The sequence below is a fragment of the Fodinicurvata sediminis DSM 21159 genome, assembly GCF_000420625.1.
In the GTDB taxonomy this organism is placed as follows: domain Bacteria; phylum Pseudomonadota; class Alphaproteobacteria; order Kiloniellales; family DSM-21159; genus Fodinicurvata; species Fodinicurvata sediminis.
The window spans coordinates 437,388-461,793 of sequence record NZ_ATVH01000015.1 but is presented as its reverse complement, the minus strand read 5'-3'; the positions used below and the strand labels follow the sequence as shown (position 1 = coordinate 461,793).

Sequence of the window (24,406 nt, the reverse complement as noted above, 5' to 3'; positions counted from 1 at the left end):
GACCAACACCGGCGGCAGCAGGCTCTGCCCCTCGCGGCCTACTGCAGCGAGGGGCAGGACAGGATCAGGCCGCCTGGGCGCGGAGATCGCGTGCGGCCGCAACCATGTTGGCCAGCGCCGGGCTCACCTCCTCCCAACTGCGCGTCTTCAATCCACAATCGGGATTGACCCAGATCTGTCGTGCATCAAGGCGCTTCGAGGCCTCCCGGAGCAACTCCGTCATCTCCCGGGCCTCGGGACAGCGCGGCGCATGGATGTCATAGACGCCGGGGCCGATCTCGTTGGGATAGCGGAAGGTCGTGAAGGCCTCCAGCAACTCCATCTTCGAACGTGCCGTCTCGATGGAGATCACGTCGGCGTCCATGGCGGCAATGGCGTCCATGATGTCGTTGAACTCCGAATAGCACATGTGGGTATGGATCTGCGTCTCGTCCGAGACCACCGAGGCGGCAAGCCGGAAGCATTCCACGGCCCAGTCCAGATAGCGGCGCCAATGGGCTCGCCGCAACGGAAGACCTTCGCGGAAGGCCGGCTCGTCGATCTGGATCACACGAATGCCCGCCTGCTCCAGGTCGGCGACCTCGTCCCGCAGGGCCAGTGCGATCTGCCGACAGGTCCGCTCGCGCGGCTGGTCGTCGCGCACGAAGGACCACTGCAGCAGTGTCACCGGTCCCGTCAGCATGCCCTTGACCGGCCGTTCCGTCAGTGACTGGGCATAGGCCGTCATCTCCACGGTCATTGGCGCGGGGCGCGAGACATCGCCGTACAGGATGGGCGGCCGCACATATCGTGTTCCGAAAGACTGCACCCAGCCGTGGCGGGTAAAGGCAAAGCCCGAAAGCTGCTCGCCGAAATACTGCACCATGTCATTGCGTTCGAACTCCCCATGCACCAGCACGTCCAGGCCAATCTCCTCCTGCCGGCGTACGGCGGCTTCCGTTTCGCGTTTCAGGAAGCTCTGGTAATCCGCAGAAGACATGCGGCCCTTTGTGAAAGCGGCACGGGCCTTGCGGATCTCCTCGGTCTGGGGAAAGGAGCCGATGGTGGTTGTCGGGAAGTCCGGCAGCTTCAGGTTCTGCTGCTGGACCACGCGCCGCTCGGCATGATCGCTGGTGCGCCTGGCCATATCCCGTGTGATGCACTGAAGGCGTGTTTCCACCGCCGCATCATGGATCTTCGGGGAAGTGCGGCGGGCCTCCACCGCGCGCTCAGAAGATTCCAGGGGTGCTGTGACCGCTGCACGGCCTTCGTTGAGGGCCCGGCCCAGCACGGAGACCTCTTCCACCTTCTGGACCGCAAAGGCCAGCCAGGACTTCAGGTCCGGATCCAGTTCCGTTTCCAGCTCCAGGTCGATGGGAACGTGCAGCAGCGAGCAGGAAGGCGCAATCACCAGCCTGTCCGCACCACGCGCCTCCACCACGGGCGCGATGCGTTCCAGAATGGATTCCAGATCGCTCCGCCAGACATTGCGTCCATCGACCACACCCAGCGACAGTGTCAGATGCCCGGGCGCCGATGAAAGCACCCTGTCAAGCTGGTCCGGGGCCCGCACGAGATCCAGATGCACGCCGGAAACGGGCAATTGCAGAGTGGTTTCCAGGTTGTCACCCAGACCGCCGAAATAGCTGGTCAGCATGACCTTGAGACTGCCTGAGGCCTCGGCCAGGTAGGAATAGGCCTGTTTCAGCGCAGCTTGTGTCGTTTCGGTGAGATCCAGGGCCAGGCAGGGCTCGTCCAGTTGAACCCAGTCCGCACCGGCCTCGGCCAGGCGACGCAGGACCTCGCCGTAAACCGGCAGCAGGCGCGGCAGCAGAGTCAGGGGGTCAAAGTCCTCGCCCACGCACTTGCCCAGCAGCAGGTAGCTGACCGGACCCAACAGGACCGGACGCGTCTGGAGTCCCAGGGCCTGCGCCTCGAGGAACTCGTCGACCGGCTTGGTCGAGGCCAGCGTGAAGGATTGTTCCTGCGTGAATTCGGGAACCAGGTAGTGATAGTTGGTGTCGAACCACTTGGTCATCTCCAGGGCCGGCAGGTCGCCTTCGGCGCGGCCACGGGTTCCCCGGGCCATGGCGAAGTAGGTCTCCAGGGACACAGGTCCGCCGTTCCAGCCGTAAATCTCGGGGATAGCCCCGACCATGACGCTGGTGTCCAGCACCTGGTCGTAGAGCGAGAAGTCATTGGAGGGGATGAAATCCACTCCGTTCTGCCTTTGCAGCTGCCAGTTGGCCGCGCGCAGGCGCCTGGCTTCCGCGCGCAGTTGCTCTTCCGTCAGATCACCTTTCCAGAAGCTTTCCGTCGCCTTCTTCAGTTCACGACCACTGCCAATGCGAGGAAAACCCAGATTTGCCGTGTAAACCATCGTCTCATCCTTCCGTGTTGTTCATGGAAGGACCTTAACGCTGATAAAACATGACAAAAAATGTATTGTTCTCATGAATAAATGACATTATGTCATGCATCATGATTGACCTTCAACACCTTGCCATCATCCGTGAAGTCAACCGCAGCGGCAGCCTCACCACCGCGGCCGACCGCTTGTGTCTCAGCCAATCGGCCGTCAGCCACGCCATGCGCCGTTTCGAGCAGCGTTTTGGCGTATCCGTCTGGCAGAGGGAGGGACGCAGCATACGGCTGACCCGTGCAGGCAGTTACCTCCTGGCACTGGCCGAGCGCGTCCTGCCCCAGATCGAACATGCGGAAACGGCGCTTGAGGACTTTGCCTCGGGCCGTGGCGGTGTCCTCCGCATCGGCATGGAGTGCCATCCCTGTCACCAGTGGCTCATGCGGGTGGTGAATCCCTACCTGCAGGCCTGGCCCGCCGTGGACCTGGATGTAACCAGTGCATTCCGTTTCGGCGGGCTCGGGGCCTTGCTGGGGCATGAAATCGATCTGCTGATCACGCCCGACCCCATCGAACGGCCCGGGCTGGCCTACCTGCCCGTCTTCGACTACGAAATGGTCCTGGCCGTGCCCTCCGGACACCCATTGGCTGACAAGCGTGTCGCTACGCCCTCGGACCTGAACGGCGAGACCCTGATCACTTACCCCGTAACGCCTGAGCGGCTGGATGTCTTCACGCGTTTCCTGGTCCCGGCCGGCTGTCTGCCAAAGCGCCACAGGAGTGTGGAGACCACGGAACTGATGCTGCAGATGGTGGCAACGGGCCGCGGTGTCAGCGCGATACCGGATTGGCTGATCCGCGAGATGCCCTGGGGAAATGGCCTGCACACCCTGCGCCTTGGCCCAGAGGGCATCGACAAGAGCATTCACATTGGACTGCGGGACGAGGACCTGGAGACCCGTTATATACAGGGCTTTGTCGACTTAGCTCGCAAGACCACCAACGCCCCGGCCTGAGCCCCCGCCTATGCGACTGCCGCCGCGGCGTAGTCCTCCAGCTGTCGCTGCAGGCTTTTCTTGCGCTCGGGTGTGACGAAGCTGGCCTCGATCCCGTTGCGGGCCAGGGTCAGGATATCCTCGCGGTCGAGGTCCAGTGCTTCGCTCACGGCCAGGTAGTTCTCGCTGACATAGCCATCGAAGTAAGAGGGATCGTCCGAGTTCATTGTCGCCTTCAGGCCGCGCTCCAGCATGACCTTCAGGGGATGCTGCTTCAGGTCCTCGACGACGCAGAGCTTGTAGTTGCTCAAGGGACAGACGGTGAGCGCCATGCCGCTGGCGACCAGGCGCTCGACCAGTTCACTGTCTTCCAGGGCGCGATTACCGTGATCCAGGCGGTCCACGTGAAGCAGGTCCAGCGCCTCGCGCACGTACTCCGGCGGCCCCTCCTCGCCGGCATGGGCCACGGCGACCTGGAAGCCTTGGCTGCGCGCTTCGGCAAAGACCCGCTGGAACTTCGAAGGCGGATTGCCCTGCTCGCCACTGTCGAGCCCGACCCCCAGGATCCTGTCCTTGTAGAGCAGGCTTTCGCGCAGCGTGGCGAAGGCGGCGTCCTCGTCCAGATGCCGCAGGAAGCACATGATCAACTGCGATGTGATGCCCCAGCGTTCTTCGGCCGCATCCATTGCCCGCGTGATGCCATGGATCACGGTCTCGAAGGGCACGCCGCGATCAGTATGGGCCTGGGGGTCGAAGAAGATCTCGGCATGCACCACGTTCTGCTTAGCAGAGCGTTCCAGATAGGCAAGGGTCAGGTCGTGGAAATCGGCTTCTGTCTTCAGGACGGACATGCCGGCGTAGTAAAGATCCAGGAAATCCTGCAGGTTCTCGAAGCGGGCGCCGCGCCGGAAAGCCTGCTCGATCTCCTCCACGCTGCCATAGGGAATTTCGACGCCGTTGCGCCGCGCCAGCTCGAACATCATCGGCGGCTCGAGGCTGCCCTCGATATGAAGATGCAGCTCGACCTTGGGCATTGCCTTGATGAATTCCTGCAGACCGCTCATGGACTTTCCACCCCGCTGTCACGAAAAGGAGGCAAAATAGAACAGCGCCCCGAAGCCGCTCAACCGCAAACCCGCCACCTTCCTGTTCAAGAAAGCCCCTTGCACTGCCGCACGCAGCGCGGCAAGACTGCACCGGACATCAGGCAACCAGTAGCACGGAAGGACCGCCCGCGTGAGCGATACGGAAAGCCCCGAGAAGAAACCCGTTACCGAGATCGTCGGACGCTTCGCCAAGCGCAAGAACTTCGCCAAAGCCGTTGAAGCCCTGCAGGAGGCCGGATTCGAGCATGCCGATCTGTCCGTACTGGATTCCCATCAGTCCATCGATACGGCCCTGGAAGACGAAGAAACGCCCTGGCATGAACGGCTCTCCAGCCTGGTCGGTGAAACGAAGTATGTAGGTCCCCTGACCGCGGCCGGCTTCATCGCCGTGGCCACGGGCCCACTGGGCGCGGCCATCGCCACGGCCGTTGGCGCCGGTGTGGCCGGCATGGCCGCCAAGGAGTTCCTGGAACAGGTGGAGGCCACACCGCGGACAGAGGAATTCGCGCGCGCCCTGGAACAGGGCGCCGTCCTGCTGTGGGTCTATGCCGACAGCGAGGAACGGCAGGACACCGCCAGGAAGATCCTGACGGCACACGGTGCCGAAGACGTGCACCTGCACACCCGCACCTGACGAGCGCTCAACCTGGGAAAGGCGTAACAGATGACCGTCATCCTTACGGGTTGCGCCGGCTTCATCGGCAACGCCGTGGCGCTGGATCTGGTGGCCCGGGGCTACCAGGTTCTGGGCATCGACAACCTGAACGACTACTACACGCCGCAACTGAAGCAGGACCGCCTGGCCCGGCTGGCCGACGCTCCCGGCTTCACCTTTCTGGAAGCTGACATTTCGGACCGCACGGCCATGCTGGCCCTGCTGGACAGCCACGCTGAAACACGCTGGATCGTGCATCTGGCCGCACAGGCCGGGGTGCGCTATTCCCTGGAAAACCCCTATGCCTATGCCCAGTCCAACCTGATGGGTCAGGTGGTGATGCAGGAACTGGCCCGTCATCTGCCGTATCTGGAACACTTCGTCTTTGCCAGTTCCTCGTCGGTTTACGGCCTGGATGCCGAACTGCCCTTTTCCGAAGACCAAGCCGCCGACCGGCCGGTTTCCCTCTATGCCGCGACCAAGCGCTCGGACGAACTGATGGCGCACAGCTATGCCCATCTCTATCGCATTCCCAGCACGGGCCTGCGCTTCTTCACGGTCTACGGCCCCTGGGGCCGGCCCGACATGGCGCCCTGGCTGTTTACCGATGCCGTCCTGCGCGGCCACTCCATCAAGCTGTTCAACAACGGCCAGGCACAACGGGACTTCACCTATATCGATGACATCGTGGCCGGGGTCACAGCGGCCATGACGCGCCCGCCATCCGACGGCGGCGCCAAGGCGCCGCCCTATGCTCTCTACAATCTCGGCAACAATCAGCCCACAGAGCTGATGGACTTCATCGCCGAGATCGAACGCATCACGAGCCGCAAGGCCCAGCTGGACCCTCAGCCCGCCCAACCCGGCGACATGGAAGCCACCTTCGCTGATATCGAAGCCGCCCGGCGGGACCTGGGCTTTTCCCCGCGCACCAACCTGTCAAAGGGGCTGGAACAGCTTACCGTCTGGTTTCGGGAGTATTACGGGCTGTAACCCTCAGGATTCAGCCCGATCGGGCCAGGCCTGCGTGAAAGCCACGGCCTGCTGGAAGCGCGGCAACAGGTGGGAACAGGGTGTCTCCGGCGCAATCACGCGGCCGGCCGATTGATAGCTGACAAGCTGTCCAGACGCTTCGCCCGCCAGCTGCAAGGTCCCCAGCGCGGTCAGTTCGCTGCTGGCGGCCTGCACGATGTCACGCTCCAGCAGGTCGGCCAGGAACTGCCGGAAACAGGGGTTCTTGGCCATTCCCCCATCGATGGACAGAGCGTCCGTTATCGGCAGGCGCGCCTGCATGGCCCCCAGAACCTCGGCCGCGCGGCAGGCCACACCCTCCAGAACGGCGCGGGCCATGTCCAGCCCGCTTGTTTCCAGCGACAGACCAGCCCAAAGGCCACGCGCACCGCGGTCCCAATGCGGACAGGCCAGGCCGGCCAGGGCCGGCACGAAAACCAACCCTCTTTCCAGGACAGGGGGGCCTTCGAAGGCGTTCAACTCATCGACAGTCCGAAACAGTCCCAGCTCGCGCGCCCAGTTGACGGCCGCGCTGGCACAGTAGATTCCGCCGTCCAGTGCATAGACCGGAGCTTCGCCCTCCTTCTGCCAGGCTACGGTGGGCAACAGTCCTTCCTCCGGGGACCGGAAGATCTCGGCACCGGTCACCATAAGGGCAAAGGCACCGGTGCCGAAGGTCACCTTGGCATGCCCGGCCGTGCGGCAGCCATGGCCATAAAGCGCCGCCTGCTGGTCGACAATGCTGGCCGTGACGGGCACGGCACCCCGTTCCGTTTCGATGGCACCGAAATCACCCGTCGAGGAAACGATTCGAGGCAGGCACTCCATGGGCACACCGAACAGGCGGCAAAGCTCTTCGTCCCAGGCCCCCGTCGCCAGGTTCATCAGCGAGGTCCGCGAGGCCGTGCTAATGTCGGTCACGAAATGTCCCGTCAGCCGATCCAGGAAAAAGGCATCCGTAGTGCCCAGGCGCAGCCGCCCCTTCTGGTGCAGATGCGCGGCTTCGGGAATGTTCTCCAGGATCCAGGCCAGCTTCGTGGCCGAGAAATAGGAATCGAGCGGCAAACCGGCACGTTCCAGTGTCACGCTTTCTGCACCCTCCGCCTGAAGGCGCTCGATCCTGTCCTGGGTGCGGTTGTCCTGCCAGACGATGACCGGAGAGATGGCCTGCTTGCTGTCCCCGTCCCAGGCCAGGCAGCTTTCCCCCTGGTTGTCGATGCCGATGGCCGAACAGGTGCCCGCTGCCTCGATGCAATTGCGCAGGGAGGCAATCAACTCCTCGGGGTCATGTTCCACCCAACCGGACCGGGGATAGAATTGGTGATGTTCACGAGCGACCAGGACGCGCGGCTGACCATCTTCGCCCATGACGACAGCACGTGTGCTCGTCGTTCCCTGATCCAGTGCGAGAACGCTCACAGTCCATTCTCCTCTTCAAAGACGACCTCTACAGGACAATCCGGCGCAGCGTTCGCCAAGACATCCAGCGGCACCAGGATCCGTCGCTCGGGCAGAGCTGACAGGCGCCGCCCCCACAGGATGCGCCCTGCCGAGCGTATCAGAAGGCTGCCCCGCGCCGGGCGGTCGACCCGTACCTGGATATCCTGGAATGCCGTGTCCTGGAGCGGCAGTGTGACCTGCTGCGGCATCAGATAGCGTATGGCTTCACCCTCGGCGCGCAGTTCCAGTGTTCCCTCTCGCTCTTGCGGGGCTTCCAGGTCCCGGGCCAGGCAGCGGGCCACCTGCAGGCCTTCCTTCCAGCTCCAGCCGGCCGTTTCGACGGGCCGCAGCAGGTTTCCGGCAACGAAGATGTCCGGATCCGAACTGCGCCCATACTGATCCACACGCGGCCCGCCCGTTCCACGATCCAGCTCCAGGTGTCCCATGCGGGCCAATGTGGCCTCAGGCGTGAAGCGCCCGGTCATGAGAACCCCGTCGCAGGGCAGCTCCCACTGACGACCATCCCGGTTACGAAGCTGCACGGCTTCAACCCGTTTCTCGCCAATGATGCCTTCAATCTCGCAGCCAAGGTGAAGCGGCACCCCCAGAAGAAACGGCAGCCCCCGCGCGGGGTTGCGCGCCGTGATCCTTTGGTTGGGCTCGATCATGGCCTGGGGTTCTATCCCGGCATGGCGACAGGTCATCAGCGCCGAGAAGGACACCAACTCGCTGCCCAGGATGACCGGGCGCTCGAAGGGCTTCATCTGCTCCAGATAGACCAGGGACTGCAGGGCGCCGGTGGGCAGGACGCCCAGCGGGCGCTCGCCGCCGATCAGGCGTGCAGCCCGGCTTGTTTCCCGAACGCCGGTACAAAGCAGGACCCGCTTGGCCTGCAGCTCTTTCGTCCCCTCTGGGCTTGTGAGCGACAGGCGCCCACCCGGCTGAATCCTGGTAACGGTAACGCCGGTATGAATCTCTGCCCCCGCCTGCGCGGCGCGCGTGACCAGGCGCCCGGCATAGTCGGGTCCGCGCAGGACCTTCCGGAATTCGCGCATGCCAAAGGGATAATGACCGCAGTGGCGTGGAATGCCGCCGGCAGCCGGCTCGCGGTCCAGGACGAGGACGCGCGCAACGCCTTGCCGCTTCAGTTCCGTGGCGGCCGCCAAACCGGCCGGTCCACCGCCGACCACGGCAACATCGCACGCAGAGGGCAGGTCTGATGCCTCAGCCATCGGCATCCTCCCCCTCTGCCAGCGGGCAATCGAACGCCCCCTCCGTGATGCGCGCCAGTGCGCCCGCACAGTAGAAACCCTGGCAGCGCCCCATGGTGACACGGGTCTGGCGCTTCAGGCCCGACAAGCTGCGCGGGGGCAGCGGCCCCTGCAGGACCCGTTCGATCTCGGCCCGGGTCACCAGTTCGCAATGACAGACGATGCCACCATTTGCCTTCTCTTCCCACGCACGCGAGTCGTATTCGGACAGCCGTGCGGCCGTCACCGGCAAGGCTGGCTGCGCCAAGGCTTCATAGCGATGACCGAACTCGCGATGCAGGTTGAAGACATGGCGCGCGATCCCCAGCGCCGCGCTCAACCCCGTCGAGCGTATGCCGCCGACCGAGACATAACTGCGCTCCGGATAAGCCTGGATACGATAATCCTTCTGCTCGCTGGCGGGACGCAGACCGGCATAGGCCGCCGTGACAGGCACGTCCGCCAGATCCGGCAGGATTTCCGACGCCTTGCGCTGCAGGTGCGCAAGAGTCGCTCTGTCGGTGGAGCTGTCACTGCGGCTGTCCTGCTCCTCGGCCGTGGGGCCAACCAACACATTTCCGAAGATCGTGCGACAGACCACGATGCCCTTGGTCTTCTCGGTCGGGACCGGAAGAATGATGGATGTGACCAACTGCGCTGCCGCCTTGTCGAAGACCAGGAACTGCCCCTTGCGCGGGCGTATGGAAAAATCTGTCTTGCCCAGAAGTCGCTGGTCCAGCAGGTCGCCGTAGAGGCCTGCACAGTTTATCACGCTGCCGGCCCGCAAGGGCCCCGTGCTGGTCTCGAGCAACCAGCTGTTCCCATCGTACCGACCGCCGGTCACCTCGCAGGCGCGCCGGACCTCAGTTCCATTGGCCAGCGCCTGAAGGAGGTAGGCATGCGGCGTGCTCCAGGGATCCATCAGGGCTTCGCGAGGCACCCTGAAACCGCCCCTTACCTCGCTGGACAGATTGGGCTCGGCTTGGCGGATTTCATCGGCCGAAAGCGGCGCGATATCATCCACGCCATTGGCCCGGGCCTGCTCCATCAGGCCGTCCAGGCGTGCCACTTCCTCATCGCTCCAGGCGGCCACGATTGCGCTGCATTGCAGCAGCGGCAGGCCAAGGCTTTCGCGTATCTCCAGGAATTCGCTATGCCCCTCGGCAATGCAGCGCTGTTCCAGCGAGCCCGGCGGTGCATCGAAACCGGTGTGCAGAATGGCACTGTTGCCCTTGCTGGCCCCATCGAGCACGTCCACGGCCTTTTCCAGCAAGACCACACGCGCACCTTCCAGGGTGAATCGGCGCGCCATGGCACAGCCGACAACACCGCCGCCGACGATGGCAACGTCATAGCGCTCGGGAAGGGACGCATCTGCTTGCGGCAATAGCCGGGACCTTTCACTTGAACGGCGCTTGCAAGAGCAGAACCCTGCGCCTTCGATTTTTGGGTTGTGCTGGCCAGAGCCAATTCGTAACGTAGCCCATGATGACCTTTCGGTCAATTTGAAGGCTAACAGTTATCTTTATAAAATCAAAAATATCAATAAGTTGAACAGGTGATTGTTGATTCGGTCAATCAAACAGAGCTCTCACGAGCCACTTCACTGCGGCAGGATGGCTGTGCGATGAGGGCGCCACGGGCACGCCGGGCTCAAACCCAATCGCCACAGATGCGGCAATCCCGGATTGCTGAACTGGTCCGCAAGAAAGGCCAGGTGAGCGTTGAAAGCCTTGCCGAGAGCTTCGAGGCCTCGCAAGAAACCATCCGGCGCGACCTGAGTGTCCTGGCTGAGAGCGGCCTGATTCAGAAGGTGCATGGGGGCGCAAAACTGCCGCGCAAGCGTCGCGAAGACCCTTTCGATCAGCGCATGGACCATCAAAGTGCAGCCAAGCATGTCATGGCCCAGAAGCTGGCAGAACGGATCACGCCTGGCGAAACGCTGTTCCTCAACACAGGAACCACCACCGTGATCGCCGCCGAGACATTGGCCCGGATCGAGCGCCTGACCATCATCACGAACTCGTACCGCATCGCAGGAATCCTGGCCGCTAAGGCACCTTACAGCGAGGTCTTTCTGCTGGGGGGCCGCTACGATGCCGACAATGGGGAAACCCTGGGCTCCATGACCCTGCAAGCGATCCGCGACTTCCATGCGGATCACGCCATCCTGACCGTGGCTGCCGTGGATGCCAGACAGGGCGCAATGGATGCCAATTTCGACGAGGCCCAGATCTCGCGCAGCATGATCGAGCAGGCGGACAACGTTGTGATCCTTGCGGATTCATCAAAGCTGGACCGCCGGGCGGCCTTCGCCGTCTGTCCGCTCGAAACCATCGACTGCCTACTTGCGGAACGCCTGCCAGATGGGGCGCTCAAGAACAGTCTGGAAAGATTAGGTGTGGCATTTTAATGGCCAGCTCTGCTATCAGGCTCTACCCTTTCGACCCGCTGAAGGTTCGCTCGCGCTTCAGAACAGGGGGCAATGAAGAAGGAGGACGCAGCAACCATGCCGCGGCCAATACGGTTTTACGTCAAGACGGTGGACTGGGTATCACACAAGATCGGGCTCATCGCCATGTACCTGATCTTCCTGATGATCCTGGTTCTTCTCACCGATGCGATTTCCCGCAACATCATCAATCTGAACATACACTGGGCCATCGAGATGGCGCAGTTCACCCTGGCCGCCTACTACATCGTGGGCGGGGCGCACTCCCTGCAGATGGGCACCCATGTGCGTATGGACCTGATCTACGGCCAGCTCTCGGACAGGGGCAAGGCCTGGGTGGATGTGCTGACCAGCGGTTTCATGCTGTTCTATCTGGGAATCCTGCTTTTCGGCTCGATTTCCAGCACGATCTACGCGATCGAAACCGACCAGCGGAACTTCTCCATGTGGAACCCCTCCATGATTCCCATCAAGGTGATCATGGTCTTCGGCATCGTCCTGATGCTGCTGCAGGTGATCTCCACCTTCTTCAAGGACCTGGCCGCCACACGCGGTGTCACGGTTGACGGAGATCCGATCCAGACTGCGCACAAGGAGGAGCCGGTCGTATGAATTATGAAATGATCGCGATCACGATGTTCGCGACCATGCTGGTCATGCTGTTGACCGGCCAGCGGGTCTTTGCGGCCATCGGTGCGGTTGCGGCCGGCGCAGCCCTGCTGCTCTATGGCACAGGCGCCATGGAGATGCCCTTCAACGCGGCCTTCCAGCTGTTCAACTGGTATCCGCTGCTGACCCTGCCGCTCTTCATCTACATGGGCTACATCATGTCCGAGACAGGGATCGCCGACGATCTCTATCGCATGTTCCATGTCTGGTTCGGACGGGTGCGCGGGGGGCTTGCCATCGGCACCATCGGTCTGATGGTGGTGATCTCGGCCATGAACGGGCTCAGCGTGGCCGGCATGGCCATTGGTGCCACCATCGCCCTGCCCGAACTGCTGAAACGCAACTACGACAAGCGCATGGTGACCGGTGTCATCCAGGCCGGCAGCTCGCTGGGCATCCTGGTACCGCCCAGCGTCGTGCTGGTGCTCTACGGCATGATCGCGCGCCAGCCCGTCAGCCAGCTCTGGCTGGCCGGAGCCATACCTGGCCTGATGATGGCGGCCATGTTCATCATCTACATCGCCGTGCGCTGCCGCCTGCAGCCCCATTTGGCCCCCATCCTGCCCAAGGAAGAGCTCGATATCCCGCTGAGAGAGAAGCTCAAGCTCCTTCGCGCCGGCATCACGCCCTTCCTGATCTTCTTCTTCATGACCGGCCTTTTCGTCATGGGCTACACCAGCCTGGTGGAAAGCTCGGCCGTGGGCGCGACCTCGGCGACCATCGCCGCTCTGGTGCGGCGGCGCCTGACCTTCCGCATCCTGCACGAAACCGTGAAGAAGACGCTCGGCATCTCCTGCATGTTCCTCTGGATCATCCTGGCAGCACTGGCCTTCGGCTCGATCTTCGACGGCATCGGGGCCTCGCGGGCCATCGAGACGCTCTTCATCACGAACTGGGAGCTTTCGCCCCTGGAAGTGCTGATCATGATGCAGCTGTCCTACATCATCCTGGGCATGTTCCTGGATGACACCGCCATGCTGGTGATCGTGGCACCCCTTTATGTGCCCCTGATCGTGTCCCTGGGCTACAATCCGATCTGGTACGGCGTGCTCTACACCATCACCTGCCAGATCGCCTACATGACACCACCTTTCGGCTATAATCTGTTCCTCATGCGGTCCATGGCACCGCCCGAGGTATCACTCTGGGACATTTATCGATCCATCGTCCCCTTCGTTCTGGTGATGACGTTGGCATTGATACTTGTGATCGCCTTCCCGCAGATCGCGCTCTGGCTTCCGGAGCAGGTTTCTCGCTAAGGCGACTTGTAAAACGAAAAAGAGAGGAGAACAGGACCCATGAAAAAGACAAAGCAGTCCAAGACCGACGCGACGCAGGTCCAGTCGGGCCGGCGCAATTTCATCAAGAATGCCGGACTGGGGGGTGCCGCGGTCGCTGCATCGTCCTTCGCAGCCCCGGCCGTGCTGTCACAGAACGGCCCGATCCGCTGGCGCCTGCAGACCTATTCCGGTGCCCCGCTGGGTGCACACGTGATCAAGCCGCAGATCGATGCCTTCAACGAGGCCGCCAACGGCGAGATGGAGATCGAACTCTACTATGCCGACCAGTTGGTTCCGACCAGCGAGCTCTTCCGTTCGCTGCAGAACGGCACCATCGACGCCGTGCAGTCCGACGATGCCACAATGGCCTCACCGGTGGACGTCTCCGTCTTTGGCGGTTACTTCCCGTTTTCCACCCGCTACAGCCTGGACCTGCCGGTCCTCTTCGACCGCTATGGCCTGAACGAGATCTGGGCCGAGGCCTATGGCGAGGTGGATGGCGTCGAGTGGCTGAGCGCCGGCGCCTGGGATCCGCTGCACATCTTCACCAAGGAACCCATCAATTCGCTGGCCGACATGGAAGGCAAGCGCGTCTTCGGCGTGCCGACGGCCGGCCGCTTCCTGGCGCGCTATGGCCTGGTGCCGGTGACAGTGCCCTGGGACGATGTCGAGGTCGCGCTTCAGACCGGCGAACTGGACGGTGTCGCCTGGTGCGGCTTTACAGAAGCCTATGAGGTCGGCTGGGCCGACATCTGCAACTATGCACTCGCCAACAACGTCACCGGTGCCTGGTGCGGCTCCTATTTCGCCAACACGGACAGCTGGGCCAAGGTCCCCGACCACTTGAAGCAGCTCTTCAAGTCCACCATCGACCAGTCGCACTACTATCGCCAGGTCTGGTACTGGGGCGGAGAAGCCGATCTGCGTGTTAACGGCGAGAAGCTCGAGCTCACCACCATTCCGGCCGAGGAGTGGGACCAGGTGGTTAAGGACGCCGAAGAGTTCTGGGAAGAGATCGCCGAGACCAGCGACCGCACCCGCCGCGTGGTCGAAACCTTCCGGGAGTACAATGCGCTCATGGAGAAGGCGGGCATTCCATATCGCTACTCCTGATCACATACACGCTGGAGCAATCCAGCTAGACAGATGTTCAAGAACGCCGCTCCGTATGACGGGGCGGCGTTCAATCTTGTGAACCTCCGCAAAAAGGGAGCGTTATTCGCAATTCATGGCAAATTTTTCTTTCATTTATTCTAATTGCGCGATTGTGATTTTTCCAGAACAATGACCGGGCGCAAAATCACTACATAAATACAAAGCTGGGGGCTTCCATATGTCAGGGAAAGCGAAAGTATCCTGTGTTGTCACGATAGCATCATCACTACTGTTTCTGGGGGGATGCGTGCCAGACTACTATGCAGGCGCCCCCTATTACGGTTACGGCGCAAGCCCAATGACCGGCTATGGCTACGGCAGTTACGGCTATGGCAGCAGTGTCGTGGGCCTGGCCGCCGGCGCAATGGCCGTGGGCATGGCCTCCGAAATGGCTACGGCGGATGGGGCCAGCCCTGTCCCGAGTGAAGACCCACGGCTTGCCCAACGCCCGTCTTTGCCGGACCCGACCAACGCAAAGCTCGAGAGCAAACTTTCCGAGCGACTTTCCGCCTTCAGAGGAAGTCCGGGCTATTTCCTTAACGCCGATACGACGGTGGAATGTCCGCTTGCTGAAGATATCAAGTGGCAGATCAGCGAACAGATGAGCAAGCAGGAATATATTCGCACCGTCGGGAAGACTTTCCGGGCCTCCAACATGGACTTCCGCGTGGAATCGCTCGATGCAAGCCTTCTGGACGGGAACTGCATGAACAATGCACCGGAAGGTCCCTTCACGGCAAAAAGCCGTATCGTATGGAGTTCCACCAGCGGCGGAACGACCTTCCGCATGATCACGAACCGTCATGTGGAAGGCACGATGAAGAACGGCCAGCTCAATGGAGAGCTGATCATGACAGCCCGACAGGACAGCACGGAATCAGAAGAACTAGGGCCGGCCAGCTCTGTTAACGGTGTCATTGACTATTACCAAGAGGGTGAAGCCACTGGCACTGGCGTCTTCGTCCAGGACGCTCAGATCAGTCGCAGCACCATCATCCGGGAACAGCTTGGGGATGGTCGACGCCAGGACACGCAGTACTTCGGCGATCAACTGCACCAGGAAATCTCTTACAAGGACGGTCTACAGCACGGCTGGATGATCACTCATCCAATAACAATGTATGGTTCGCAGGCCGAAGGAAGCCGCAGTTGTTATCAGAATGGGACGGCAGCACCAGATACTGCGTGCGGCTCCGCACCGACCACGTGAGTGGAGGGAATCCACGAATTCAAAGACAGGGCTGAATGTAAGCAGGAGTCAGCCCTGTCTCATCAGGGGTTATTGTTCCTGTCCAGGACCTCGCGCACTTTCCGCGCCAGATCGGCCATGCGGAAGGGTTTGGACAGAAGCTCCACGCCAGGATCCAGACGCCCGTGATGCACGATGGCGTTCTGTGTATAGCCCGACATGAACAGGACCTTCAGGTCCGGAGCATGCTTGACGGCTTCATCCGCCACCTGCTTTCCGGTCATGCCCCCCGGCAGCATGACGTCCGTCAGCAGCAGATTGAAATGCTCCTCTGCCTCGAAATAGGTTAAGGCTGCAGGGCCATTGGCACATTCTGTAACATCATAGCCCAGATTGCGAAGGCTGTTGACCGTGTGGCGGCGGACCAGTTCATCGTCCTCCACCACCAGAATCTGCTCAGTACCGGACTGGAGTGACGAAGAGGCTGCCGGCGCCTCTCTGGTATCGGTTTCGACATCGGCGCGCGGAATGTAAAGGCGTATCGTCGTCCCAGCCTCCGCTTCGCTGTAGATGCGCACCTGTCCGCCGGTCTGGCGTGCAAATCCATAGACCATCGAAAGACCGAGTCCCGAGCCCTTTCCTTTCTGCTTGGTCGTGAAAAAGGGCTCGAAGGCTTTCTGCTGAACATCCGCGGACATGCCCTGCCCGGTATCGGACACGGCCAGCATGACATACTGTCCCGGGGTCATCTCGTGCGCGGCGGCATAGCTGTCATCCACAGCGATGTTCGCCGTCTCGATGGTCAGTCGGCCGCCCTCCGGCATGGCATCACGCGCGTTGATCGCCAGGTTCAGGACGGCATTCTCCAGTTCGTGCGGATCCACCACCGCCTTCCACAAGCCGCTGCCGCGCACAAGCTCGATGTTGATTTCCTCACCCAGCGTGCGCCGCAGCATCTCGCCCATACCTGCCACAAGTTGGTTCAGGTCCGTGGGACGTGGATTCAGGGGTTGGCGGCGCGCAAAGGCCAGCAAGCGATGGGTCAATTCAGAAGCCCGCTCGCCAGCCTTCTGGATGGTCTCGGCCCGCAGGCGTGGACCCTCGTCTGCTTGCGAGAGTTCCTCCACCAGCACATCGCTGTTGCCCAGAATGACGGTCAGCAGATTGTTGAAGTCGTGAGCGATGCCGCCCGTCAGCTGGCCAATGGCATCCATTTTCTGGGCCTGCCGCAGGCGCTCTTCCGTTTCGACCTGCTGGGTGATGTCGCGCAGATAAACCGTCAGTCCCTTGGCATGGGGGTATGCCCGGATGGCGAACCAGGAGCCCATGGGCGGATAGTAATAATCGAAACTGACAGGTATCTGTTCCTGAACGGCCCGGTGATACGCGTGATCAAGTTCCGTATCGATCACGTCCGGGAATTCCACCCAGAGAACCTTGCCCTGGAAATAGGCCTGTTCCCGACCAAGCAGGGTTTCAGCCTGCCCATTCAGGTAAACGAAACGCCAATCGTGGTCGAAGGCAAGCACCGCATCCGTGATCGAGTTGAAGATGGTCTCCACTTCTTCCCGAGCTGCATTGGCCTCAGCCAGGGCATCATCCCGCGCACGGAGGGACAACAGATTCTCCAGGGCAGCGCCGGCTATGCTGGCCAGCTGCTTCATCTCGTTCAGGTCGTCTTCGGTAAATTCGCCCTCTGCCTTGTCGGACAGCTGGATCAGACCAAGGTTGCTTCCGTCCTGGGCCAGGATCGGAACCGCCAGCCAGCCCCGCATCGGGGGATGCCTGTCCCTGGCATCACCGAAACCCTTCCAGGCAGGATGGGCCTCCAACTCCCACTGGGTCAGCATCATGGCCTGGTTGTTTTCACAGACCAGGTGATAGATTCCCGAGCCGTCGGATTTCTCGTCATAGTCTCGCCAGGCGGCGTACTTGTCCGACAGCGTCAAGGCCATCACGGCTTGTGCGTAAGTGGTATCGCGGGTCAGGCTGGCCAGGGCCTGGTGCGCCGTGGTCAGGCGGCTGGCAACATCGGTCACGTGCTGCAGCAATCCCTTTACGTCGTTGTACTGTCCCAGGGCCGCCGATTCCTGCGCCAGCACCCTCAGGCGTTCCGAACGTTCGGAATCCCACCTCTGCCTGCGCACCAGGCTGCGCCAGAAAAGGGCGGAAACAGCAATGAAGAGCGCCATTCCCAAAAGCGCGAGCAGGCCTGTGAAGACAAGATGGTCGTACCAGGGTGCCAACACCTCCGCGCGTGAAAGGCCGACGTATACAGTGGCCCGCTCTTCTCCGACCGGTTCATGGACCACTTGCCTGAACGCCGTATAACGTTGAATGCCATCTAGGGCCGAAACGCGCTCAAACCGACCGCTTCCCGACTGAGTCAACACTTCGTGGAACAGTTCGCTACCACTCAGGTCCGCGCCAACCGTCTCTTCATCAAAGGGACTTCGCAGAATGATCCGGCCCTGCGCGTTCATCAGGCCGACCACACCCTCCTCCCCGATGCGCAGTGCGTTGTAGAAGTTCAGAAGGTAATCCAGGGAAACCGCAGCAGCGACAACCCCTGCCAGAGAGCCATCCGCAGCCCGTATGGGCCGCGAGACGTTGGTCAACCACTGGTCTTCTGCATGCCCGACCTCTCCCGTGCGTGGCGGTGCAATGAACAGCCCACTGTCCGGGGTGTCACGATGGTGTTGGTAAACCGGGTAATCGGACAGGTCGGCCACACCAGGATCGGGAGCCCTGGAACTGGCAACAACACGTCCCTCGGCATCCAGGACAAAATAGGCATAGCTGACGGAGGAGGCCTGCTGACGATTGACCAAAAGTTCGTGCAGCTTCTCGGACAGGTTCTCGCCTGAGTCGGCTTCAAGAAGTGTGCTTGAATTTAAGGTCGATAAGGCGAGGTCAATCCCATTCAGCGTCTGGGACGTCTGTTCCGCAAGCGCTTCAGTAAGGTTCTCGGCATCCCGATAGGCCGCTTCGATGAAGCTCTCACGTTCCGCAATGGCCTGCAGGGCCAACAGTGTGGATAGAATCAGGGCGACAAGAATGTTGGCAAGAATGATTGCCCTTTTCATGTCGCACTCCCTGATCCCCTATGAGGTAATATTTTCTCGCAATATCCGCTACTGACAAGTGTCTATCTGAAAAAAGTTCAATTAAGCGGAATCACAAGGGAGCTTCAACGCTCTCCAGCCAACCACCAGAAAGCTTCGAAATGAGCCGCATTTCCCCTTACTTGGGCCACCATCACTGCACAAACGACAGCTACTGAGGTTGCCGTGCATTGCAGTGTCATGAAGATCTCAATATGCCGCGACTTCGAAGTATAGGACCGTTGATCCCGCGAAGTGCAGCTATTCGATCAAGCGCCGCGCACCTTGTTGTTCGGATGCAGCCCGTCTCTGGCCCTTGATATGGTCTGAGAGTTATTGCGCTCATGGAAGTCGGCGAGTGTCATGGCACCTCCCTGTTCTGGCTGTCCCTAACATAGGCCAGAAAGTCGTCTGCCGGCATGGGACGTGCAAAGTAAAAACCTTGAACCAGGTCAAAACCCAGTTCGCGCAAGACCTCCAGGTCATCGGCCTCTTCCACGCCTTCGCCCACGACCTCGGCTTCGAAATCATGCCCCAGTTGGGCGGCAGCCTGACAGATGCTGCGCAACTGTCGGTCCCGGGCACAGCCATTGACCACGCTGCGCTCCAGCTTCAATTCCGAAAAGGGAATATGGCGCAAGCGCTCGAAGGTGGAATAGCCGCTGCCGAAGTCATCGATCGAAACGGCAAAGCCGTGCAGCACGGCCCGCATGGCAAATTCCTGGGCCGCTTCCGCATCCTCGATCAAGTCACTCTCTGTAATCTCCAGGATCAGCTGCGTTGGCGATTCAGCCAGATCACGGATTCCCTTCAGCTGGTCCAGCAAGGCCGGATGCTGAAGTGTGCGCCCGGCCAGGTTGATGGAGATGCGGGGATTTGACAACAGCCCGTCCAAGCGAGGTCCCATGGCAAAGGCTTCTTCCACAGCCTGCAGGGTCAAGGCATGCAACGCATCCGTTCCAGCCTCTGGCAGGAAGACGGCCGGCGCAAGGACGCCGCGTTCCGGATGACGAATGCGCGCCAGGCTTTCGGCTCCGACCACGTCAAGTGTCTCAAGATCGATCTTGGGCTGGTACCAGAATTCCAGCCACTGGCCGCGCAATGCCTCCTGCAACAGAGCGGGCTCACCGCTGGAAGTTGCTTCGGTTTCATCGCTGCGCGCCGGTGCCGGTTTGCTGGAAAGCAAATCGCGCAGATCCTGCTGACGGAAAGGCTTTCGCAAGATTCCACCGATCATGATGCCGCTGCGCTGGCCGATTCGCCGGGCGTGCTCCAGAACCGGTGCGCCGTGCCCACTCATCAGGATGGTTCTTCCGATAAAGCTGCGCTGGCTGAGCATCTGGAAAATCTCGACAGCATCGCTATCGCCAAGCGACAGGTCCAGCAGCAGAAAATCCGGATGCGCCTGGTCCAGGGCCGATGCCAGTTCTGCTTTCGTGCAGACACCCTCGGCCCTCAGGCCGATTCTTTCCAACTGCTGAACAGCAAGGTTACAGACCTCCTCCTGGTCATCCACCACCAGCACGCTGGATGCGTCAATCACCACCATGACCCCGAACTGTTCCCTGCCTTTTCCATGATTTCCAGATAGCGTTCACCTTACGCGCTTTCCTCAGAAGTAGCATCTTCGGAATTGAAGAAATCACTTCAATATTTTCCTTCTACGACAATTAGTTCAATCACTCAGGAAAACTTCCTTCTTCCGCTTTTTTTCCGCAAAAGGACCCTGACACCCTCCGGCGAACAGCACGACACTGTCAGCCTGCCAACACCTCTTGTGCCTTCCTTCAGCAATTTCGGTAAGCTTATTCCTGCTGATAAGTCACCTCGCTGCGTGCATCCATATACATGTCTGCCTTGATCAACCATGTACCATCAGGCTGGCGTGCAAGCACCTTCATGGAATAGGTGTGACGTACAGGCAGAACCTTCCCTTTTATGGTTTCCTGTCCCTTGATCTTCACGAAGGTCTTTACCATCACGGCGTCTTCGTTGATCGGCAGCACCGTGATATCAGGCGCAGAAATGATTTTACCTGCAGCAAAGGATGAATCCGCAAACAGGCCCCGCAAATACTTGATGATCGCATCATTGCCTGTCTCCTCATGCCCGAAGGCATTGGTCCAGTCGGCATCATCAGTGTAGAGGCCATCCAGCATCTCGGCATCCTTCTCCGAGAAGCCCTTGTAGAATTGCTCCATCAATTGGTTGATCGCTTTCCGGTCCTCCTGAGCCTGGTTGCTTGTCCCGTCCGCAGCGGCAACGGTCGACAAGCTGCCGGCAAACAGCAGCACCACCATAATCGACAGCAGACAGATAACTTTGCCAGAACCGTATAGAAGGCGATGAAACAAGGTATCCTCCCATTCATGCTGTGAATTTGACCTGTCTGCACTTCACCTGCTGATCAAAGCAGGTGCGGCGCGCAATCCCTTATTGCAAAAACTTTATACACACCGAAAGCTTGCATAAACGTAAAGTGACTGCTCAAAGGAGCATGTCATCCGTGGTAAGGGAACAACAGGGGGCTGATTTGTCGCTTGGCCGCTTCACACCTTCCTTGGCGAGGATCGAAACCCTTTCCGATGGCATTTTCGCCATCGTGCTGACTTTGCTGGCTCTGGAACTCAAGCTGCCGGAGGCGGCCGGGAACAACGGCTTCCTCACCGCGCTGTACCAGAACAGCGGCACACTGGAAGGTTATTTCATCTGCTTTTTCATCGTCGGAAACCTCTGGCGCCTCCATCACCTGGTGACGGACCAGATGCCTGGCGAAACGCCTGGCCTTTATATTCTGAACCTGCTGTTCCTGGCGAGTGTGACTCTGACACCCTGGAGCCTGAACAACCTCGTCATCTTCGATGCCGACAGCGGCTCCATTATCGCGTTTTCCGGAATCCTCATGATCAGTTGGTGCCTGCTGATCGCCATGCTTTCCTCTGCATTGCCGCTTCTCAAGCAGGACCCGGACAGGCATCGTCTGGTTCGCATCATCCGCATCCGATTGCTGGGCGGCGCACTGGTCGGCTTGATTTCCGTCCTCTGCGCCTTGTTCCTTGAAAACCTTGCGCTCTACGCCTGGTTCCTGCTGATTCCCTATGGATACCTTTCCCGCAGCATGATCCGAACGAGACTCGAGAACAGCTAGAACCTTTCACAGCAGACTCGAACTTCTATCATAAGCCGTTAACCGGACCACCAGCAAAGCCTGTCGAGGCAGGCATTGTGGATGACAGGCTGGCCTGAACACGGCAGCCTGAGTGATCCTTGACCATAAACTGGGGGCGAACATGCAGGATAACAGTTTCAAAACGGCCCTGAGACAGAAACAGCCACAGATCGGGCTTTGGATGTCGCTGGCCGATTCCTATGCCGCCGAGGTCTGTGCCGGTACAGGCTTTGACTGGCTTCTGATCGACGCGGAGCATTCGCCCAACGATGTTCGCTCCATCCTGCAGCAGCTGCAGGCCCTTGCACCCTATCCGGTACATCCCATCGTCCGGCCACCGGTGGGCCAGACGCATCTGATCAAGCAGATGCTGGATATCGGTGCACAGACCCTGCTGATCCCCATGGTCGAAACGGCCGAACAGGCCCGGGAGCTTGTGGCCGCCACCCAATACCCACCCCGCGGCCAGCGGGGCGTGGGCAGTGCCTTTGCAAGGGCATCGCGCTTCAGCACCGTACCCGACTATGCAACCACGGCTGATGAGGGCCTCTGCCTTCTGGTCCAGGTGGAAACCGTAAAGGGGCTCGACAACATTGATGCCATCGCCGCCACCGAAGGCGTAGAGGGTGTCTTCATCGGACCTGCCGATCTCTCCGCAAGTCTGGGCCATCTGGGCGATGCCGGCCATCCTGACGTCCGCCAGGCCATATCGCATGCCTTTGCTCGTATCCTGGCCGCCGGCAAGGCACCAGGCATACTGGCCCCTGAGCAGGAGATGGCCTGGCAGTGCCTGAAGGAAGGGGCCCTGTTCGTGGCCGTGGGCGGAGATATCGGCCTGCTGCACCGTCAAGCCAGCGCGCTCAGCCGCCATTTTCGGGAAGGGCTGCCCGACCTGAAGCGCTGAGACTAACTGTTGCTGACGACAAGCACTGTGAGATAGAGCAGGTAGCCGCCCAGGAAGATGCCGCCCTCCAGACGCGACAGCCGGCGGCCGCTCCAGGCGGCAAGAAGCAGCAGCAGGGTCGCCGCCAGCATGACCCAGAGATCGAGACCCAATATCTCCTGCGGTATAGGAATGTCCTCGACCAGGGCGGTCACGCCCAGAATGCCCAGCAGGTTGAAGATGTTGGAGCCCACGATGTTGCCGAAAGCCACATCCGTCTGGCGGCGCAGTGCAGCCATGACCGAGGTCACCAATTCCGGCAGCGACGTGCCCACCGCCACAATGGTCAGGCCAATCAGTGTTTCCGAAAGACCGGCAACCGCCGCAAGTTCAATGGCACCGGAAACCAGCAGCTTGGCACCGGCAAGCGTAGACGCCAGCCCGGCCAGCGCCACCCCCAGACTTCGCCATAGGGGAGGCGTGCCTGCAGGCACGAAGGCTTCGGCCTCATGCCTGTGCATGCGCGCCCCGGCATCCTGGCTGCGGCGTTCCTGCAGATAGCACCAGACAACATATGCCACCAGGACCGCGATCATTCCGGCCCCCATGACCGCGGTGACCTCGCCTGACAGCACCAAAAGGCAGGCCGCCAGGCTGGTGACCAGCAACATGGCCCCATCGCGCTTGAGCGCGGCCGGGTCCACCAGCAAGGGGGCCAGCAACGCGGAAATGCCCAGAATCAGCAGTATGTTCGCGATGTTCGAGCCCACAACATTGCCCACGGCGATGCCGGGAGAGCCGGCAAGGGCCGCATTGACGCTGGTCAGCAATTCCGGCGTGGAGGTACCGAAGCCCACCAGGGTTATACCAATCAGCATGGGAGAGATGCCCAGCCGCGTGGCGCTCGCAACGGCACCGCGAACCAGCAGTTCTCCGCCCAGAAGCAACAGAACCAGTCCCGCCAGAAGAAACAGCCATGACATGATGATACCGTCAGCACTTGCCTGATGAGGAACACGAGGCCATCAAATGGGAGGCCCCCTTCGCAAAACAAGTGGCCACAAACAGGTGATTGCCACGGCCTCGGCGGCAGGATAAAGCACCTCTAATGGTAGCGAAACTCCAGGAGCTTTGCTGAATCCTGGTAACCTCGTTGGGCTTCACGGAAATAGGCTTCAGAAAGCTGCCGCAGGCTGGGCGGATGATGGTCCGCGGCCAGTAGATAGCCGATCTTTCCTCCCTCGTCGCCAAGCGGCAGAAGGATCCGGTAGTACTCGGGCGCCTTGCTTTTTTCCCAGCCGGCAAGCCAGTGAACCAGCGGCTCCCCACGTTCGACAGTCTCGCAGTAATGACGGTACAGCATGCGTCCGAACTGAGGAGGATTCAGGTCTTGCGGACGCTTGCCCTTCAAACGCGTATGATGGATAGCCGTGACACCTTCGCCAACCAGGCGAAAATTGAAATCCAGTGCGCCCTGCTCGTTTCGCGCAACTCCGATCAGGAAAATCCAGTCAAGCCACTCGCGCAGCTCAAGGGGATCCAGGTCTTTCTTGAGCGGAAGTCCACCACCTGGAGCCAGGCTCCGCCAATAGGCGAAAATCCGGTACAGGTCCGGAAAATCGTTCTCGGTAAGCGCAACTTCCTTTGCCTGCAGCACCGCTTCCTCCAGCCTTTCCCCACCCTATGGTTGAGGGAGAATAGCCCATG

At 60.7% G+C, this 24,406-nt stretch carries 20 protein-coding genes; 10 read left to right on the top strand and 10 right to left on the bottom strand.

What is annotated here, in order from left to right; genetic code table 11:
• Positions 1–64: 64 nt before the first annotated feature.
• The gene (gene metE, locus G502_RS0112560) at positions 65–2,359 is read right to left on the bottom strand and encodes a 5-methyltetrahydropteroyltriglutamate--homocysteine S-methyltransferase (RefSeq protein WP_022729028.1); all 2,295 of its coding nucleotides are present in this window, start codon (positions 2,357–2,359) and stop codon (positions 65–67) included.
• A 101-nt stretch (positions 2,360–2,460) separates the two neighbouring features.
• Between metE and G502_RS0112555 the strand changes: the two genes are divergently transcribed.
• Positions 2,461–3,357, top strand: a complete 897-nt coding sequence (locus tag G502_RS0112555) for a LysR family transcriptional regulator (protein WP_026989430.1) — start codon at positions 2,461–2,463, stop codon at positions 3,355–3,357.
• Between the two features lie 8 nt (positions 3,358–3,365).
• Here G502_RS0112555 and G502_RS0112550 read toward each other — a convergent pair whose 3' ends face one another.
• Positions 3,366–4,400 carry an adenosine deaminase gene (locus G502_RS0112550; protein ID WP_022729026.1) on the bottom strand — a complete coding sequence of 345 codons (1,035 nt, stop codon included), beginning with the start codon at positions 4,398–4,400 and terminating at the stop codon, positions 3,366–3,368.
• Between the two features lie 172 nt (positions 4,401–4,572).
• Between G502_RS0112550 and G502_RS0112545 the strand changes: the two genes are divergently transcribed.
• Positions 4,573–5,076, top strand: a complete 504-nt coding sequence (locus tag G502_RS0112545) for a hypothetical protein (protein WP_022729025.1) — start codon at positions 4,573–4,575, stop codon at positions 5,074–5,076.
• Positions 5,077–5,106: 30 nt separating this feature from the next.
• Positions 5,107–6,090 (top strand): GDP-mannose 4,6-dehydratase, encoded by a 984-nt coding sequence (locus G502_RS0112540; protein ID WP_022729024.1) that lies wholly within the window; start codon positions 5,107–5,109, stop codon positions 6,088–6,090.
• Between the two features lie 3 nt (positions 6,091–6,093).
• Here the strand turns inward: G502_RS0112540 and G502_RS20070 are convergent, their stop codons facing one another.
• Genes G502_RS20070 through G502_RS0112525 form a run of 3 tightly spaced genes read right to left on the bottom strand, consistent with a single transcriptional unit; the run spans position 6,094 to position 10,185 of the window.
• Positions 6,094–7,527: an FGGY family carbohydrate kinase gene (locus G502_RS20070; RefSeq protein ID WP_022729023.1), complete on the bottom strand. Its 1,434-nt coding sequence runs from the start codon at positions 7,525–7,527 to the stop codon at positions 6,094–6,096.
• Positions 7,524–8,780 carry an NAD(P)/FAD-dependent oxidoreductase gene (locus tag G502_RS20065; RefSeq protein ID WP_040488131.1) on the bottom strand — a complete coding sequence of 419 codons (1,257 nt, stop codon included), beginning with the start codon at positions 8,778–8,780 and terminating at the stop codon, positions 7,524–7,526. Before G502_RS20065 ends, G502_RS20070 begins: the two co-directional genes overlap by 4 nt.
• Positions 8,773–10,185, bottom strand: coding sequence for an NAD(P)/FAD-dependent oxidoreductase (locus G502_RS0112525; RefSeq protein WP_022729021.1), 1,413 nt, complete (start codon positions 10,183–10,185; stop codon positions 8,773–8,775). The genes G502_RS20065 and G502_RS0112525 overlap by 8 nt, the downstream gene beginning before the upstream one ends.
• A 240-nt stretch (positions 10,186–10,425) precedes the next feature.
• Between G502_RS0112525 and G502_RS0112520 the strand changes: the two genes are divergently transcribed.
• From G502_RS0112520 to G502_RS0112500, 5 genes are all read left to right on the top strand, one after another.
• Positions 10,426–11,211, top strand: coding sequence for a DeoR/GlpR family DNA-binding transcription regulator (locus G502_RS0112520; RefSeq protein WP_022729020.1), 786 nt, complete (start codon positions 10,426–10,428; stop codon positions 11,209–11,211).
• Between the two features lie 72 nt (positions 11,212–11,283).
• Positions 11,284–11,862 (top strand): TRAP transporter small permease subunit, encoded by a 579-nt coding sequence (locus G502_RS0112515; RefSeq protein WP_022729019.1) that lies wholly within the window; start codon positions 11,284–11,286, stop codon positions 11,860–11,862.
• Complete coding sequence (locus tag G502_RS0112510; RefSeq protein WP_022729018.1) at positions 11,859–13,178, top strand: TRAP transporter large permease; 1,320 nt, start codon at positions 11,859–11,861, stop codon at positions 13,176–13,178. The genes G502_RS0112515 and G502_RS0112510 overlap by 4 nt, the downstream gene beginning before the upstream one ends.
• A gap of 39 nt (positions 13,179–13,217) precedes the next feature.
• Positions 13,218–14,312 (top strand): TRAP transporter substrate-binding protein, encoded by a 1,095-nt coding sequence (locus G502_RS0112505; protein WP_022729017.1) that lies wholly within the window; start codon positions 13,218–13,220, stop codon positions 14,310–14,312.
• Between the two features lie 289 nt (positions 14,313–14,601).
• The gene (locus tag G502_RS0112500; protein WP_155957847.1) at positions 14,602–15,564 is read left to right on the top strand and encodes a hypothetical protein; all 963 of its coding nucleotides are present in this window, start codon (positions 14,602–14,604) and stop codon (positions 15,562–15,564) included.
• A gap of 62 nt (positions 15,565–15,626) precedes the next feature.
• Here G502_RS0112500 and G502_RS21540 read toward each other — a convergent pair whose 3' ends face one another.
• The 3 genes from G502_RS21540 to G502_RS20055 form a co-directional block, all read right to left on the bottom strand.
• Positions 15,627–18,629, bottom strand: coding sequence for a cache domain-containing protein (locus tag G502_RS21540; RefSeq protein ID WP_022729014.1), 3,003 nt, complete (start codon positions 18,627–18,629; stop codon positions 15,627–15,629).
• Positions 18,630–19,008: 379 nt separating this feature from the next.
• On the bottom strand, positions 19,009–20,196 hold the full coding sequence (locus G502_RS0112490) for an EAL domain-containing response regulator (protein ID WP_022729013.1): 1,188 nt from the start codon (positions 20,194–20,196) through the stop codon (positions 19,009–19,011).
• 256 nt (positions 20,197–20,452) lie between these two features.
• The gene (locus G502_RS20055) at positions 20,453–21,001 is read right to left on the bottom strand and encodes a YybH family protein (protein ID WP_022729012.1); all 549 of its coding nucleotides are present in this window, start codon (positions 20,999–21,001) and stop codon (positions 20,453–20,455) included.
• A 143-nt stretch (positions 21,002–21,144) separates the two neighbouring features.
• On the opposite strand from G502_RS20055, the gene G502_RS20050 reads away from it, so the two are divergent.
• Both G502_RS20050 and hpaI read left to right on the top strand, forming a co-directional pair.
• Entirely contained in the window at positions 21,145–21,795 is a 651-nt protein-coding gene (locus G502_RS20050) for a TMEM175 family protein (RefSeq protein WP_081649789.1), read from the top strand.
• Between the two features lie 142 nt (positions 21,796–21,937).
• The gene (hpaI, locus tag G502_RS0112475; protein ID WP_022729010.1) at positions 21,938–22,720 is read left to right on the top strand and encodes a 4-hydroxy-2-oxoheptanedioate aldolase; all 783 of its coding nucleotides are present in this window, start codon (positions 21,938–21,940) and stop codon (positions 22,718–22,720) included.
• 2 nt (positions 22,721–22,722) lie between these two features.
• Here the strand turns inward: hpaI and G502_RS0112470 are convergent, their stop codons facing one another.
• Both G502_RS0112470 and G502_RS0112465 read right to left on the bottom strand, forming a co-directional pair.
• Entirely contained in the window at positions 22,723–23,682 is a 960-nt protein-coding gene (locus G502_RS0112470) for a calcium/sodium antiporter (protein ID WP_022729009.1), read from the bottom strand.
• A gap of 122 nt (positions 23,683–23,804) precedes the next feature.
• Complete coding sequence (locus G502_RS0112465) at positions 23,805–24,356, bottom strand: PAS domain-containing protein (RefSeq protein ID WP_022729008.1); 552 nt, start codon at positions 24,354–24,356, stop codon at positions 23,805–23,807.
• Positions 24,357–24,406 lie beyond the last annotated feature (50 nt).

What these genes read in the sequence shown, in the direction of transcription:
- metE (WP_022729028.1), bottom strand. Translation starts at nt 2,359, where the DNA reads ATGGTTTACACGGCAAATCTGGGTTTTCCTCGCATTGGCAGTGGTCGT.
- G502_RS0112555 (WP_026989430.1), top strand. Translation starts at nt 2,461, where the DNA reads ATGATTGACCTTCAACACCTTGCCATCATCCGTGAAGTCAACCGCAGC.
- G502_RS0112550 (WP_022729026.1), bottom strand. Translation starts at nt 4,400, where the DNA reads ATGAGCGGTCTGCAGGAATTCATCAAGGCAATGCCCAAGGTCGAGCTG.
- G502_RS0112540 (WP_022729024.1), top strand. Translation starts at nt 5,107, where the DNA reads ATGACCGTCATCCTTACGGGTTGCGCCGGCTTCATCGGCAACGCCGTG.
- G502_RS20065 (WP_040488131.1), bottom strand. Translation starts at nt 8,780, where the DNA reads ATGGCTGAGGCATCAGACCTGCCCTCTGCGTGCGATGTTGCCGTGGTC.
- G502_RS0112520 (WP_022729020.1), top strand. Translation starts at nt 10,426, where the DNA reads ATGAGGGCGCCACGGGCACGCCGGGCTCAAACCCAATCGCCACAGATG.
- G502_RS0112515 (WP_022729019.1), top strand. Translation starts at nt 11,284, where the DNA reads ATGAAGAAGGAGGACGCAGCAACCATGCCGCGGCCAATACGGTTTTAC.
- G502_RS0112510 (WP_022729018.1), top strand. Translation starts at nt 11,859, where the DNA reads ATGAATTATGAAATGATCGCGATCACGATGTTCGCGACCATGCTGGTC.
- G502_RS0112505 (WP_022729017.1), top strand. Translation starts at nt 13,218, where the DNA reads ATGAAAAAGACAAAGCAGTCCAAGACCGACGCGACGCAGGTCCAGTCG.
- G502_RS21540 (WP_022729014.1), bottom strand. Translation starts at nt 18,629, where the DNA reads ATGAAAAGGGCAATCATTCTTGCCAACATTCTTGTCGCCCTGATTCTA.
- G502_RS0112490 (WP_022729013.1), bottom strand. Translation starts at nt 20,196, where the DNA reads ATGGTGGTGATTGACGCATCCAGCGTGCTGGTGGTGGATGACCAGGAG.
- G502_RS20050 (WP_081649789.1), top strand. Translation starts at nt 21,145, where the DNA reads ATGTCATCCGTGGTAAGGGAACAACAGGGGGCTGATTTGTCGCTTGGC.
- hpaI (WP_022729010.1), top strand. Translation starts at nt 21,938, where the DNA reads ATGCAGGATAACAGTTTCAAAACGGCCCTGAGACAGAAACAGCCACAG.
- G502_RS0112470 (WP_022729009.1), bottom strand. Translation starts at nt 23,682, where the DNA reads ATGTCATGGCTGTTTCTTCTGGCGGGACTGGTTCTGTTGCTTCTGGGC.